Origin of the sequence: Streptomyces sp. NPDC060035 (assembly GCF_042736635.1) — a bacterium.
Lineage (GTDB): Bacteria > Actinomycetota > Actinomycetes > Streptomycetales > Streptomycetaceae > Streptomyces.
In genome coordinates this window covers 45069-58461 of record NZ_JBHWVO010000032.1, presented here as the reverse complement: position 1 = coordinate 58461, position 13393 = coordinate 45069, and the positions used below count along the sequence as shown (strand labels likewise).

General features: G+C 70.8%; 12 protein-coding genes. 9 read left to right on the top strand and 3 right to left on the bottom strand.

Features of this window, described 5'->3' with window-relative positions; translation table 11 throughout:
* Positions 1 to 5 precede the first annotated feature (5 nt).
* Positions 6 to 1421: an MFS transporter gene (locus ACFWBQ_RS33585; RefSeq protein WP_385505989.1), complete on the bottom strand. Its 1416-nt coding sequence runs from the start codon at positions 1419 to 1421 to the stop codon at positions 6 to 8.
* Between the two features lie 107 nt (positions 1422 to 1528).
* Between ACFWBQ_RS33585 and ACFWBQ_RS33580 the strand changes: the two genes are divergently transcribed.
* The 3 genes from ACFWBQ_RS33580 to era are packed head-to-tail and all read left to right on the top strand — an operon-like array spanning position 1529 to position 3866.
* Positions 1529 to 2437, top strand: a complete 909-nt coding sequence (locus ACFWBQ_RS33580; RefSeq protein WP_385505986.1) for a helix-turn-helix transcriptional regulator — start codon at positions 1529 to 1531, stop codon at positions 2435 to 2437.
* A 49-nt stretch (positions 2438 to 2486) separates the two neighbouring features.
* The gene (locus tag ACFWBQ_RS33575; protein ID WP_385505982.1) at positions 2487 to 2840 is read left to right on the top strand and encodes a cytidine deaminase; all 354 of its coding nucleotides are present in this window, start codon (positions 2487 to 2489) and stop codon (positions 2838 to 2840) included.
* A 51-nt stretch (positions 2841 to 2891) separates the two neighbouring features.
* Positions 2892 to 3866: a GTPase Era gene (gene era / locus ACFWBQ_RS33570; protein ID WP_329211232.1), complete on the top strand. Its 975-nt coding sequence runs from the start codon at positions 2892 to 2894 to the stop codon at positions 3864 to 3866.
* A gap of 42 nt (positions 3867 to 3908) precedes the next feature.
* On the opposite strand, the gene ACFWBQ_RS33565 is transcribed toward era, so the two are convergent.
* A complete protein-coding gene (locus tag ACFWBQ_RS33565; protein ID WP_385505978.1) occupies positions 3909 to 4175 on the bottom strand; it encodes a protealysin inhibitor emfourin in 267 nt (88 codons plus the stop codon).
* Between the two features lie 70 nt (positions 4176 to 4245).
* Complete coding sequence (locus tag ACFWBQ_RS33560; RefSeq protein WP_385505975.1) at positions 4246 to 5322, bottom strand: M4 family metallopeptidase; 1077 nt, start codon at positions 5320 to 5322, stop codon at positions 4246 to 4248.
* 292 nt (positions 5323 to 5614) lie between these two features.
* Between ACFWBQ_RS33560 and leuA the strand changes: the two genes are divergently transcribed.
* The 6 genes from leuA to recO all read left to right on the top strand — a co-directional run bounded on the left by leuA (position 5615) and on the right by recO (position 13384).
* Positions 5615 to 7423: a 2-isopropylmalate synthase gene (gene leuA / locus ACFWBQ_RS33555; RefSeq protein ID WP_385505972.1), complete on the top strand. Its 1809-nt coding sequence runs from the start codon at positions 5615 to 5617 to the stop codon at positions 7421 to 7423.
* Between the two features lie 201 nt (positions 7424 to 7624).
* Entirely contained in the window at positions 7625 to 8329 is a 705-nt protein-coding gene (locus ACFWBQ_RS33550) for a TerB family tellurite resistance protein (protein ID WP_385505969.1), read from the top strand.
* Between the two features lie 169 nt (positions 8330 to 8498).
* Positions 8499 to 10589, top strand: coding sequence for an MMPL family transporter (locus ACFWBQ_RS33545; RefSeq protein ID WP_385506047.1), 2091 nt, complete (start codon positions 8499 to 8501; stop codon positions 10587 to 10589).
* Positions 10590 to 10621: 32 nt separating this feature from the next.
* On the top strand, positions 10622 to 11923 hold the full coding sequence (locus tag ACFWBQ_RS33540) for a sensor histidine kinase (RefSeq protein ID WP_385505967.1): 1302 nt from the start codon (positions 10622 to 10624) through the stop codon (positions 11921 to 11923).
* On the top strand, positions 11920 to 12594 hold the full coding sequence (locus ACFWBQ_RS33535) for a response regulator (protein ID WP_385505964.1): 675 nt from the start codon (positions 11920 to 11922) through the stop codon (positions 12592 to 12594). Before ACFWBQ_RS33540 ends, ACFWBQ_RS33535 begins: the two co-directional genes overlap by 4 nt.
* Before the next feature lie 43 nt (positions 12595 to 12637).
* Positions 12638 to 13384 carry a DNA repair protein RecO gene (gene recO / locus ACFWBQ_RS33530; RefSeq protein WP_385505962.1) on the top strand — a complete coding sequence of 249 codons (747 nt, stop codon included), beginning with the start codon at positions 12638 to 12640 and terminating at the stop codon, positions 13382 to 13384.
* Positions 13385 to 13393 lie beyond the last annotated feature (9 nt).

Here is a 13393-nt window from a genome sequence, read left to right as displayed (position 1 = left end):
GGAGCTCAGGCGGGCCGGCGCAGGCCGGCCGCCACCGCGACGCCCGCCGCGATCAGGATCAGCGCGGCGGCCTCCGCCACCAGCCGCACCCCGTCGAACAGCGAGCCCTGGGTGGTCGCCAGCACCCCCAGCAGCGGGATGCCGACCGTCAGCCCCACCTGCTGCGTCGTGGTGACCAGACCGGTCGCCAAGCCCTGCTCCTCGTCCGGGACGCCGGACGTCACCGTCACCCCGTACGAGATGATCGCGCCCAGGTGGAACATGCTGGCCAGCGAGACGGCCACCGTCGCGAGCAGGACACCCGAGTCCTCGCCCAGACCGAGCAGCGCCCCGATGAAGACGCCCTGGCCCAGCAGCGACACGACCAGGGTCCGCCGGGCGCCGATCCGGCCGATGATCCGGGGCGCGTACAGGCCGGCGACCACGGACATCGCGCCCTGCACGCCGAAGACCAGGCCCGTCGCGAAGGCGGAGAGGCTCAGCACCTCCTGGAGGTACAGGGTGAGCACGAAGACGACGGTGCTCATCATCGAGAAGGTCGCCAGACCGCCCAGGTTGCCGAACGCCACCGTGCGGCGGCGCAGCATCGGAAGAGAGACCAGCGGGGCGGTCGAACGGGACTCGACGACCCCGAAGGCTGCCAGGAGAGCCACCCCCACGACGAGCGTGACCAGGACGTCCGCGTCGCCGAAGCCGCGCCGGGCCGCCGTCGACAGTGAGTAGATCAGCGCGAGCAGACCGCCGGTGACGGTCACGGCACCGGGTACGTCCAGCTTCGGCCGGTCCGGCGTCCGCGACTCGGCGAGCACCTTCGGTGCCAGGACGAGCACGATCACCGAGGCGAGGGCGAGCAGCCCCATCGTGGAGCGCCAGCCCAGCGTGTCGGTGAGCACACCGCCGGCCACCATGCCGACGGTGAAGCCCAGCGAGAGCAGGGTGCCGCTGATCCCCAGGGCGCGGTCCCGCAGCGGCCCCTCCGGGAACGTCGTGGTCAGCAGGGACATCCCGGTCGGCACGATCACGGCCGCACCGAGCCCCTGCAGCGCCCGTCCGGCGAGGAACGACGCGGGGTCCCAGGCCAGCGTCGCCAGCAGCGAGGACGCCCCGAACAGGGCGAGGCCGGTGAGGAACAGCCTGCGCCTGCCGTAGAGATCGGCGATCCGGCCGAAGAGCAGCAGGAAGCCACCGGACGGAAGGGCGAACGCCGTGACGGCCCATTGGAGCCCCGACCGGCTGAGCCCCAGGTCCTTGCCGAGGACGGGCAGTGCCACGTTCAGTACGGAGAAGTCGAGTGCCACCATGAACTGGGCGGCGCACAGGACGAAGAGCACCAGACGGGCCCGGCCCGAGAGCCGGGCCGGTGCGGGGTTCACGGGGTCAGCGGTGCCGACGGGTGCGGTGGTTGGGGTTTCGATCGCCATGTGCAACAGCCTGGAGCCGTCGGAATATCCGTGGGGAGCGGGAACTTATCCTGTTGGCCGCACCACCAGGCAGGCGCACACACGGACACGGACACCAGGGGGAGTACGTGGCCTCACCGGCCCAGAACAGCACCACGGTCCGCAGCACCGCCGACGACAAGGCGCACCGCCTCGCCGAACTGCGGGAGTTCCTGATGAGCCGCAGGGCCAGGGTCACCCCGGCCGAGGCGGGACTGCCGGACGGCGGGGCCCGCAGGCGCACCCCCGGGCTGCGCCGCGAGGAGGTCGCCGTCCTCGCGGGCGTCGGCGTCTCCTGGTACCAGTGGCTGGAACAGGGCCGCGACATCACCGTGTCGCCGCAGGTCCTGGACTCCGTCGCGCGGGTGCTGCGGCTCAACAGCGCGGAGCGCCGTCATCTCTACGCCCTGGCGGGCCTCAACCCGCCCGCGCCCGAGGTCGATCCGGCCGACCGGGACATGTGTGCGGGGCTGAGCAGGCTCATCGACGCCTGGATGCCGTTCCCCGCCCACATCATGGACCGGTACTGGAACACCGTGCTCTACAACGACGCGGCCTCGATGGTGCTCGGTATGCGCCCCGGAATCGTGCAGAACTGCATGGTCGCCTTCTTCACCGACCCGGTCTACCGGGCCAGGTCGAAACACTGGGAAGCGATCGCACCCCAGGTGGTCGCGCAGTTCCGGGCCGTGTGCTCGGACCAGCCCGAGGACGACGGATTCCGTGCCGTCGTCGCCGAGGCGAAGGAGCTCAGCCCCGAATTCGCCGCGCTCTGGGACCAGCGCGATGTCGCCCCGGGCGGCCAGGTCCGCAAGGAACTGCAGCATCCGCTCGTCGGCACCCTCAGCGTGGAATCCACCCAGCTGCGGGTACCGGCCCGCCCGGACCTGGTGATCGTGCTGCACACCCCGCTGCCCGACACCGGTACGGAGGCCAAGCTCCAGTGGCTGGCCTCGCCCGAGGGACGACGTGGCTCGATGTACCCCGTGCCCGGGTGACCGGACCCCGTTGAGGGGTGGGTGCCCGCCCCCTTCGTATGCTCAGCACATGACCGATAGCACCGACCTCGGCCCCGAGGACCGCAAGATCGTCACGCTGGCCCGCAGCGTCCGCGCCCGCAACGGAGTGCCGGAGGGCGCCGCGGTACGGGACGAGACGGGACGTACGTACGCCGCGGGCACCGTGGCCCTGGAGTCGCTCAATCTCAGTGCGCTGCAGACCGCCGTCGCCATGGCGGTGGCCGGCGGTGCCACATCCCTGGAGGCTGCCGCGGTCGTCTCCGAGGCCGGGACCCCCTCGGCACAGGACCGGGCGGCCGTCCGTGACCTGGGAGGACCCGACACACCCGTGCTGCTCGCCGGGCCCGACGGGACGCTGCGGAGCACGGTGGCCGCGGGCTGAACCGGGGCGGAAGCGCCCTGCTGTGCAACGCCGGCGCCGGGATCGGGGAGAATGGGCGCCATGAGCGCTCGACCGAACACAGAAGCTGCTGCGCAGCAGGCTGAGAACAACGCCCCCCACCGGGCCGGCTTCGCCTGCTTCGTGGGCCGCCCCAACGCGGGCAAGTCCACCCTCACGAACGCTCTGGTCGGTCAGAAGGTGGCGATCACTTCCAACCGCCCCCAGACCACCCGGCACACGGTGCGAGGCATCGTGCACCGTGCGGACGCGCAGCTGATCCTGGTGGACACGCCGGGTCTCCACAAGCCGCGCACACTGCTCGGGGAGCGGCTGAACGACGTCGTACGGACCACCTGGGCCGAGGTCGACGTCATCGGCTTCTGCCTGCCCGCCGACCAGAAGCTCGGCCCCGGCGACAAGTTCATCATCAAGGAACTCGCCGGGATCAAGAAGACCCCGAAGATCGCGATCATCACCAAGACCGACCTGGTCGACTCCAAGGCGCTCGCCGAGCAGCTGCTGGCCGTCTCCCGCGCCGGCGAGGAGCTCGGCTTCGAATGGGCGGAGATCATCCCGGTCTCCGCGGTCAAGGACCAGCAGGTCGGCCTGCTGGCCGACCTGATCGCCCCGCTGCTCCCCGAGAGCCCCCCGCTCTACCCGGAGGGCGACCTCACCGACGAGCCCGAGATGGTCATGGTCGCGGAGCTGATCCGGGAGGCCGCACTCGAAGGCGTACGGGACGAGCTGCCCCACTCCATCGCGGTCGTCGTCGAGGAGATGCTGCCCCGCGAGGACCGCCCCGCGGACAAGCCGCTGCTCGACATCCACGCGAACGTCTACATCGAGCGCCCCAGCCAGAAGGGCATCATCATCGGCCCCAAGGGCCAGCGGCTGAAGGACGTCGGCACGAAGTCGCGCAAGCACATCGAGGCACTGCTGGGCACGCCGGTCTTCCTGGACCTGCATGTGAAGGTCGCCAAGGACTGGCAGCGGGACCCCAAGCAGCTGCGCAAGCTCGGTTTCTGAGCGGCACCGGGCGGGCGGGCCGCCCGTCCGGGTGCCCTCTTTCTACGCGCCCTCTTCGAGGATCCGTGCGATCAGCGTTCGCTGCTCCTCGGTCAGGCGGGGGTCCGCGCAGTGTACGGTCCGGTCGCCGACCGTGATCCGGTAGCGGAAACCGTCGGGCACTCCCGCCGGCGGACCGCCCCGGCCTGCGGCCAGCGCCGCCTCGGCCAGGGTCTCCCACTCCGCGGCGTCGGGCCGTCCCGAGGTGTCGACCTCGCCCTGGCGTGCGATGCCGGCGAACCCGCCGGTCCGGCTCACCTGAATCCGCATTGCGCACCGGCTCCTGTCTGATCCGCCCGGACGGCCCCGCTCCTGCCCACTGGCTCTGGTTCCTACCCGCTCATCTGGTCGGAACGCCCACCTCCGACCAGGCCTTCAGCACCGCCTCCGCCTCGTCGCCCTCCCCGAAACGGCTCCGCGCCGCAGCGACCGTCAGCCGGGCGAAGTCCGCGAACTCCGCGTCCTGGGCCAGCCCGCCCCCGGTCAGGACGTCGAACCAGATCTGGCCGGCCCGCTCCCACGCGTTGCCGCCGAGCGCCGTGGCCAGCAGGTAGAACGCCCGGTTGGGGATGCCGGAGTTGAGATGCACCCCGCCGTTGTCCTCGTCCGTCTCGATGTAGTCGTCCATCGATGCGGGCTGCGGGTCCTTGCCGAGCACGTCGTCGTCGTACGCCGTGCCCGGAGCCTTCATCGAGCGCAGCGCGACACCGCTGACACGGGGCGCGAGCAGTCCCGCGCCGATCAGCCAGTCGCCCTGTTCCGCGCTCTGGCCGAGCGAGTACTGCTTGACCAGGGAGCCGAACACGTCGGACACCGATTCGTTGAGCGCGCCCGACTGGCCCTGGTACGCCAGGTTGGCCGTGTGCTGGGTCAGCCCGTGCGCCAGCTCGTGGGCGATCACGTCGATGGCGACGGTGAAGTCGAGGAAGATCTCCCCGTCCCCGTCGCCGAAGACCATCTGCTCGCCGTCGAAGAACGCGTTGTTGTACTTCTCGTCGTAGTGCACGGAGCCGATCAGCGGCAGCCCTTTGCCGTCGATCGAGCTGCGGCCGTACGCCGTGAGGAGCAGCTCGAAGGTGGCGCCGAGCCCCGCGTACGCACGGTTGACGCTGGCGTCCTGGGTGGCTTCGTCGCCCTCGTCGCGGACCTTGTGGCCCGGCAGGTCCGTGCCGTGGCGGCAGTCGTACAGGGTCCGGTGGGGTTTGGAGGGGACCGGGTCCGAGGTGAGCGGGACCTCGGGTGTGTGGGCCAGCGCGGTCATCCGGCGACGGTCGCGCCGGGCCCCGTCGGCTTCCAGGGTGCGGCGCGCGGGGTCGGCCAGGCGCGGGTCGTCGGCCTGGGACAGCTTGTCGAGGACATGGGGCGGCACGATGGTGCAGAAGACGGGGTGGAACCCGTGGTTCGGTCGAGGCTGCATGCAAATGACTGTGGCACTCCGTCACCGGACTGTCACTGGTTGCGATGGTGATTGACGAAATAGAGTGATGAGTCACCGTTTTGCCCTCATGGTGATTCGATCCCGCATACTGATACGGACCGACGCATCGGGCGCCTCTCGGTTAGTGTTGCCGCATCATGCGTTTCGGGCTGCTCCTTCTTAGCTGCCGCGGCGAGGGCCTGTAGTCGTAGGCCGGCTCCCTCCCCGCGGAGTTCGCTGCTGCAGCGACACAGTCGGCCGCCCCTGCTGGACCTCCTAGGAGCCCTACGCCATGACTGCCGTAAATCCCGCTGCGCACTCCGTGAACGCCGACGACGCAGCTGCCCCCGTGGGCGGGCCCACTCCGGTCACCAACGCGACGCAGCTCCAGAAGCCCTCCGGGATGCCGGTCCACAAGTACCGCGGGTACGAGGCCGTGGACATCTCCGACCGCACCTGGCCGGACAACCGCATCACCCGGGCGCCCCGCTGGCTGTCCACCGATCTGCGCGACGGCAATCAGGCACTGATCGACCCGATGTCGCCGGCCCGCAAGCGCGAGATGTTCGACCTGCTGGTGACCATGGGCTACAAGGAGATCGAGGTCGGCTTCCCGTCCTCCGGCGAGACCGACTTCGCGTTCGTGCGCTCCATCATCGAAGAGGGCGCGATCCCCGAGGACGTGACGATCTCCGTCCTGACGCAGGCCCGCGAGGAACTGATCGAGCGGACCGTCGAGTCGCTGGTCGGTGCCCACCGCGCCACCGTCCACCTGTACAACGCCACCGCGCCCACCTTCCGCCGTGTGGTCTTCCGCGGCTCGAAGGAGCAGGTCAAGCAGATCGCCGTGGACGGCACGCGGCTGGTCATGGAGTACGCGGACAAGATCCTGGGCGACGAGACGATCTTCGGCTACCAGTACAGCCCGGAGATCTTCACCGACACCGAGCTGGACTTCGCCCTGGAGGTCTGCGAGGCCGTCTGTGACGTCTGGCAGCCGGAGGAGGGCCGCGAGATCATCCTGAACCTGCCCGCCACCGTGGAGCGTTCGACGCCGTCCACACATGCGGACCGGTTCGAGTGGATGTCGCGCAACCTGAGCCGCCGCGAGTACGTCTGCCTGTCGGTCCACCCGCACAACGACCGCGGTACCGCCGTCGCCGCCGCCGAGCTGGCGATCATGGCGGGTGCCGACCGCATCGAGGGCTGCCTGTTCGGTCAGGGCGAGCGCACCGGGAACGTCGACCTGGTCACCCTGGGCATGAACCTGTTCTCCCAGGGCGTCGACCCGCAGATCGACTTCTCGCAGATCGACGAGATCCGCCGCACCAGCGAGTACTGCAACCAGATGGAGGTCCACCCGCGCCACCCCTACGCGGGCGACCTGGTCTACACCGCCTTCTCCGGCTCCCACCAGGACGCCATCAAGAAGGGCTTCGACGCCATGGAGGCCGACGCGGCCGCCCGGGGCGAGGGCGTGACCGTCGACGATCTCGAGTGGGCGGTGCCGTACCTGCCGATCGACCCGAAGGACGTCGGCCGCTCGTACGAGGCCGTCATCCGGGTCAACTCGCAGTCCGGCAAGGGCGGAATCGCCTACGTCCTGAAGAACGACCACAAGCTGGACCTGCCGCGCCGGATGCAGATCGAGTTCTCCCGGATCATTCAGGCCAAGACCGATGCCGAGGGCGGCGAGGTCACGCCGACGCAGATCTGGTCCACGTTCCAGGACGAGTACCTGCCCAACCCGGAGAACGCCTGGGGACGCGTACAGATCCGCTCCGGCCAGACCACGACCGACACCGACGGCAAGGACACGCTCACCGTCGAGGCGACCGTCGACGGCTCGGACACCGTGCTGACCGGTACCGGCAACGGTCCGATCTCCGCGTTCTTCGAAGCGCTGCAGGCCATCGGCATCGACGCGCGCCTGCTGGACTACACCGAGCACACGATGAGCGAGGGCGCGAGCGCCCAGGCCGCCTCCTTCATCGAGTGCGCGATCGACGGCAAGGTGCTGTGGGGCATCGGTATCGACGCCAACACCACCCGCGCCTCACTCAAGGCGGTCGTCTCCGCGGTCAACCGCGCGACGCGCTGACGGCTCCGCCGGCCCTTCGGGGATACGTCCGACACGTCGCGGAACCACCCGGTTCAGGAGCCCCGTCCACCCGCCGAGGGTGGGCGGGGTTCGGCCATCTCCGGGTGTTGTGACACCCGGGATACTGACGCCACATCACGCATGTGGCTAACATCACGTCCAACGCGGCAATGTTGCCGGAGCGTTACGGAGGTGTGCGACGTGCGGTCAGCCAAAGGACAACGCGCCATAAGACTGCGTATCTGCGGCATCCGCACCGTATGGGACACCACGGGTGACGGGGAGTTCTTCTGCCCCGGCTGCGGAGGCGACCGCAACTACCGGCGTCTTACGGGCCGCAACCGCTTCACCGTGCTCGGCATGCCGTTGCTGCGGCGCGGCGCCGCGGGCCCCGTGATCGAATGCGCCGCCTGCCGGGACCACTTCCCCACCGACACCCTCGACCACCCCACCACCACCCGGTTCTCCGCCATGCTCCGGGAGGCCGTGCACACCGTCACGCTCGCCGTGCTGGCCGCGGGCGGAACCACCTCCCGAACGGTCCTGGAGACCGCGGCGGCCACCGTCCGCGACGCCGGTCTCGACGACTGCACCCAGGAACAGCTGTTCACCATCGTCGAGGTACTCGCGGCGGACACCGGCCACGGCGACGGCACCGATCCCGCCGCCGAGGCCTGCGGCGCCGCCCTCGCCATCGAGCTGCACGAGGTGCTGAAGCCGCTCGCCCCGCACCTGGCCACGGCCGGACGCGAGGTGGTCCTGCTGCAGGGCGCCAGGATCGCGCTCGCCGACGGACCGTACAGCCCGGCCGAACGCGAGGTGCTGACGACGGTGGGCGGCGCGCTCCAGCTCTGCCCCGGCGATACCGCCGAGCTGCTCGCGGCAGCCGCGCGTACGCCTTCGTAGAGGGCACCGCGGTACTCCCCAGGAAGTACCGCGGTGCGCTGCGCCACCCCTGGCAGTAACGGCGATGTCCCTCCCGCGCGCGACGAATCGGCCTTCCCCGGACGGGAGTCTGGACAGGACCGACACCGTCCAGGAGGGGAGGGCCCACGTCATGAGGGCCGAAACGGAAATGAGCGGCAGGCGACCGCAGCCGGAGCGGAGGTCACGGCTGCGACAGGCGCTGCCCTGGGTGATCGTCGCCTTCTGGGTCGCGCTGATCGCTGTCGTGGGGCCGTTCGCCGGCAAGCTCGGGGACGTACAGCGTGACCGCGCCGTCGACTATCTGCCGGCGGGCGCGGACTCGACGCAGGTCGCGAAGATCCAGGACACCCTGCCCGGCGGCGAGTCCACCGACCTCGTCCTCGTCTACCACCGGGACGGTGGACTGACCGCGGCAGACCGGGCCACGGCCGGCGAACAGACCGCCGCGATCGCGCGTGGCCACACGCTCTCCGGCGCCCCCGAAGGCATCGGGTCCAAGGACGGGACGACTCTGATGTTCCCGCTCTCCTCGACCGAGCCGGGCCAGGACGAGGAAGCCAGAACCGCGTTCGTCGGCGAGGTACGCGCGATCGCCGAGGGGAGCGGCGGGCTGAGCGTCGAGGTCGGCGGCCCGGGGGCGCTGATCAGCGACGCCCAGGAGGTCTACACGTCCCTGGACGGCCCGCTGCTCTACACGACCGTCGGCGTCGTCGCGATCCTGCTGATCCTGATCTACCGCAGCCCGTTCCTCTGGCTGGTGCCCCTTGTCGTCGCGGGGCTCGCCGACGTCCTTTCGATGGCAGTGGTGTACGGGCTCAACCAGGGCCTCGACATCACGGTCAGCGGTCAGAGCTCGGGTGTGATGACCATCCTGGTCTTCGGCGCGGGCACCGACTACGCCCTGCTGCTCGTGGCCCGCTACCGCGAGGAACTGGGCCGCTGGGCACGGCCCCGCGACGCCATGGCCGCCGCCCTGCGCGGCTGCGGGCCCGCCGTCGTCGCCTCCTCGGGCACCGTCGCAGCCGGACTCCTGTGCCTGCTCGCCGCAGACCTCAACAGCAGCCGAGGCATGGGACCCATCGCAGCCGTCGGGGTGCTGTGCGCCCTCTTCGCCATGATGACCCTGCTGCCGGCGCTCCTCGTGCTCCTGGGCCGCCGCGTCTTCTGGCCGCTCGTTCCCGCCTACGGCAGCACCCCCAGGCAGCGCCGGTCGCTCTTCACCGCCATGGGCAGCTCCGCCGGACGCAGGCCGGTCGCCGTGCTCGTCTCCGGAGGAGTGCTGCTCGGCGCACTGGCGCTCGGCGTGTTCAGCCTGCCCGGCGACCTCAAGCAGGAGGACTCCTTCACCAGCAAGCCCGAGTCCATCACCACGATGGAGACCCTCTCCGCCGCCTACCCCGAGCGCTCCACCCAGCCGATCACCGTGATCACCCCCACCGGCCGGGCGGACGAGACGCTGGCGGCGGCCCGTACGACCGAAGGCGTCGCGGGCGCCGAGCGAGGACGCAGCGGCGGCGGCTGGACCGAGCTGTCCGTCACGGCCCAGGACCCGCCCGAATCGGCGGGGGAGCAGGCCACCATCAGGGCCCTGCGCAGCGGTCTGGACGGCAGCCACGTAGGCGGGCCCGGCGCCCAGCAGATGGACCTGGAGAAGACCAGTGCCCGTGACCTGAAGCTCGTCGTGCCGCTCGTCATCCTCTCCGTCCTGCTGATCCTGATCGTGCTGCTGCGGAGCCTCGTCGCCCCGCTGCTGCTCGTCGCCGCCGTCGTCGCGGTCTGGGGAGCCTCGCTCGGCATCGCGGGACTCGTCTTCGAGCCGCTCCTCGGCCTCGAGGGCACCGACCCCGGACTTCCCCTGCTGTCCTTCGTCTTCCTGGTCGCGCTCGGCGTCGACTACGGGATCTTCCTCCTGCACCGCATGCGGGAGGAATGCCTGTCCGGAGCCGAACCGGCGGCCGCCGCGCTCACCGCGCTGCGCACGACCGGCGGGGTCATCGCCTCCGCGGGCCTGGTGCTCGCGGCCACCTTCACCGTGCTCACGAGCATGCCGATGGCGGCCCTGGTCGAGATGGGCTTCGTCATCGCGGTCGGTGTGCTCCTGGACACCTTCCTGGTCCGCACGTATCTGGTGACCTCGGCGAGCGTGGCTCTGGGACGCAGGGTGTGGTGGCCCGGCGCACTCGGCCGCAGGCCCGCCACGGACCACCCCCGCACACCGGAACTCGCGACGACCCGCTGACGGGAACCGTGCAACCGACCGAGGATGGCAGCGTGTCCGCAACCCGAACCACGCGCCGCAGCGAGCGCGTCCTGGCCGTCGTCAACCGCGACCCCCTGGCCGCGCCGCACAAGCTGCGCACCGACGCCCTCATCGCCGGGGGCGCCGGTGCGCTGTCCGTCGTGCTCGCCCTCGTCACCGACGACGGACGGATCCCCGACGCGGTCGGCTGGGTCCTGCTCCTGGCCGGTGCCGTGCCGCTGGTGTGGCGCCGCAGCAACCCCGTCGTCGTTCTGCTCACGATGATCCCGGTCCTCATGGCGTACCACGGGATGGACAACGCCCACTCGGCACCGATGCCGCAGACCTTCATCGCGCTCTACACCGTGGCGGTGACCGGCCGTCCGCTGCGCACCCTGCTCACCGGCGGTGTCGTGCTCGGCGCGATGGTGTCGGTGGTGTCGGCCATCGACGCCCACCAGGGGCTCGAACTGCTGCGGATCTCCGGCTGGATCATCGCCGTGCTGTTCTTCGGCGTGGACGTGCGGTTCTACCGCCGGTACGTCGCCTCCATGGTGGAGCGCGCGGAACGGGCCGAACGCACCAGGGAGGAGGAGGCCCGGCGCAGGGTCACCGAGGAGCGGCTGCGGATCGCCCGTGATCTGCACGACCTGCTGGCCCACAGCATCACCGTCATCGGGGTGCAGACCTCCGTGGCCTCGCACATCCTGACCGTCGACCCGGAGCGCCTGGACCGCGAAGCCGTCGCGCGGGCCCTCGACGACATCGCGGGGACCTGCCGGGAGGCCCGCGCCGAACTGAGGACCACCCTCCAGGTACTGCGGGCGGACTCCGACGAGAGCGACGGGCCGCTGCCGGGCCTGGTCGCCCTGCCCGGTCTCGTACGGGCTGCGGAGGCGGCCGGAGCGACGGTGGAGCTCTCCCTGCGGGCCCCGGCGAGCGGAATCGCCCCGGCGACCGGTGCCGCCACGTACCGGATCGTGCAGGAGTCACTGACCAACGCCGTGCGGCACGCGGGGCCCGGGGTACGGATCAGGGTCGCCGTGGAACCGGAATCCGGCAGTCCCGCCCTGCGGGTCACGGTCACCGACGACGGTGCGGGCAGCGGCTCCGGGCCGGGCGGCCCGGCCCAGGGAAGCCCCGAGGGGGGCGCCTCCGGGCCCGGATTCGGAATCGTGGGGATGCGGGAACGCGCACGCAGTTCGGGCGGCACACTGGCCGTGGGACCCCTTCCCGGGGGCGGCTTCGAAGTCGCGGCGGTTCTGCCGCTGCCCGGGCCCCGGGGCGAGGAGCGTGCGGCGGCCGCCGCCGACACGAGGGAGACCGCACGATGATCAGGGTCCTTCTCGCCGACGACCAGACCCTCGTCAGGGCCGCCTTCGCGATGCTCGTCGGGTCCGACCCGGACATGACCGTCGTCGCCGAGGCCGGTACCGGCCTGGAGGCGGTCGAGAAGGCCCGCTCGGCACGGGCCGACCTCGTCGTCATGGACATCCGGATGCCCGAGCTCGACGGCATCGAGGCCACCCGCCGTATCGCAGCCGACGAGGACCTCGCCGGGGTGAAGGTGCTCGTGCTGACGACGTACGACACCGACGACCATGTCGTGGAGGCACTGCGCGCGGGCGCGTCCGGCTTCCTGGTCAAGGACACCCGGCCCGCCGAACTCCTCGCCGCCATCAGGACGGTGGCCGCGGGGGAGTCCCTGCTCTCCCCGGGCCCGACCGCCCGGCTCATCGCCCGGGTGCTCAGCGCTCCCCGCGCTCCGGTCACCGGGGCGACAGGCGGTCCGGACCGTCTCTCGGACCGCGAGCGCCAGGTTCTCGGCCTCGTCGCGCGCGGACTGAACAACACGGAGATCGCCGAGACCCTGGGCCTCAGCCCGCTCACCGCGAAGACACATGTGAGCAGGATCATGGGCAGACTGGGCGCCCGGGACCGGGCACAACTGGTGATCATCGCTTACGAGTCCGGTCTGGTCGTACCCGCGGGCCACCAGGAATGAGGACCGCCGACGGACGTTCGTCCCGGTGCGCGACAATGGGCGCATGAGCTTGTTCCGGGACGACGGCGTCGTGCTGCGCACGCAGAAGCTGGGCGAGGCCGACCGGATCATCACGATCCTGACCCGCGGCCACGGCCGGGTGCGTGCCGTCGCGCGCGGAGTGCGGCGCACCAAGTCCAAATTCGGGGCGCGGCTCGAACCCTTCTCCCATGTGGACGTGCAGTTCTTCGCACGCGGCAGTGAACTCGTCGGCCGCGGCCTTCCCCTGTGCACCCAGAGCGAAACGATCGCCCCGTACGGCGGCGGCATCGTCTCCGACTACGGCCGCTACACCGCCGGCACCGCGATGCTGGAGACCGCCGAACGCTTCACCGACCACGAGGGCGAGCCCGCGGTCCAGCAGTACCTGCTGCTGGTGGGCGGGCTGCGCACACTCTCGCGCGCCGAACACGCGCCGAACCTCATCCTCGACGCGTTCCTGCTGCGTTCCCTCGCGGTCAACGGCTACGCCCCCAGCTTCGACGACTGTGCCAAGTGCGGAATGCCCGGCCCGAACCGGTTCTTCTCCGTCGGGGCGGGCGGCGTCATATGCGGCGACTGCCGGGTGCCCGGCAGCGTCGTACCCTCAGCGGAGGCCCTCGAACTGCTGAGCGCACTGCTCACCGGTGACTGGGAGACGGCGGACGCGTCCGAGGCGCGTCATGTCAGGGAGGGCAGCGGACTGGTGTCCGCCTATCTGCACTGGCATCTGGAGCGCGGGCTGCGCTCGCTGCGGTACGTAGAGAAGTGACACAGGGAG

Excerpts from the sequence above, each read along its gene's own strand:
- leuA (WP_385505972.1), top strand. The coding sequence starts at position 5,615 with ATGACTGCCGTAAATCCCGCTGCGCACTCCGTGAACGCCGACGACGCA.
- ACFWBQ_RS33575 (WP_385505982.1), top strand. The coding sequence starts at position 2,487 with ATGACCGATAGCACCGACCTCGGCCCCGAGGACCGCAAGATCGTCACG.
- ACFWBQ_RS33585 (WP_385505989.1), bottom strand. The coding sequence starts at position 1,421 with ATGGCGATCGAAACCCCAACCACCGCACCCGTCGGCACCGCTGACCCC.
- ACFWBQ_RS33545 (WP_385506047.1), top strand. The coding sequence starts at position 8,499 with ATGAGCGGCAGGCGACCGCAGCCGGAGCGGAGGTCACGGCTGCGACAG.
- recO (WP_385505962.1), top strand. The coding sequence starts at position 12,638 with ATGAGCTTGTTCCGGGACGACGGCGTCGTGCTGCGCACGCAGAAGCTG.
- ACFWBQ_RS33535 (WP_385505964.1), top strand. The coding sequence starts at position 11,920 with ATGATCAGGGTCCTTCTCGCCGACGACCAGACCCTCGTCAGGGCCGCC.
- ACFWBQ_RS33565 (WP_385505978.1), bottom strand. The coding sequence starts at position 4,175 with ATGCGGATTCAGGTGAGCCGGACCGGCGGGTTCGCCGGCATCGCACGC.
- era (WP_329211232.1), top strand. The coding sequence starts at position 2,892 with ATGGGCGCCATGAGCGCTCGACCGAACACAGAAGCTGCTGCGCAGCAG.
- ACFWBQ_RS33560 (WP_385505975.1), bottom strand. The coding sequence starts at position 5,322 with ATGCAGCCTCGACCGAACCACGGGTTCCACCCCGTCTTCTGCACCATC.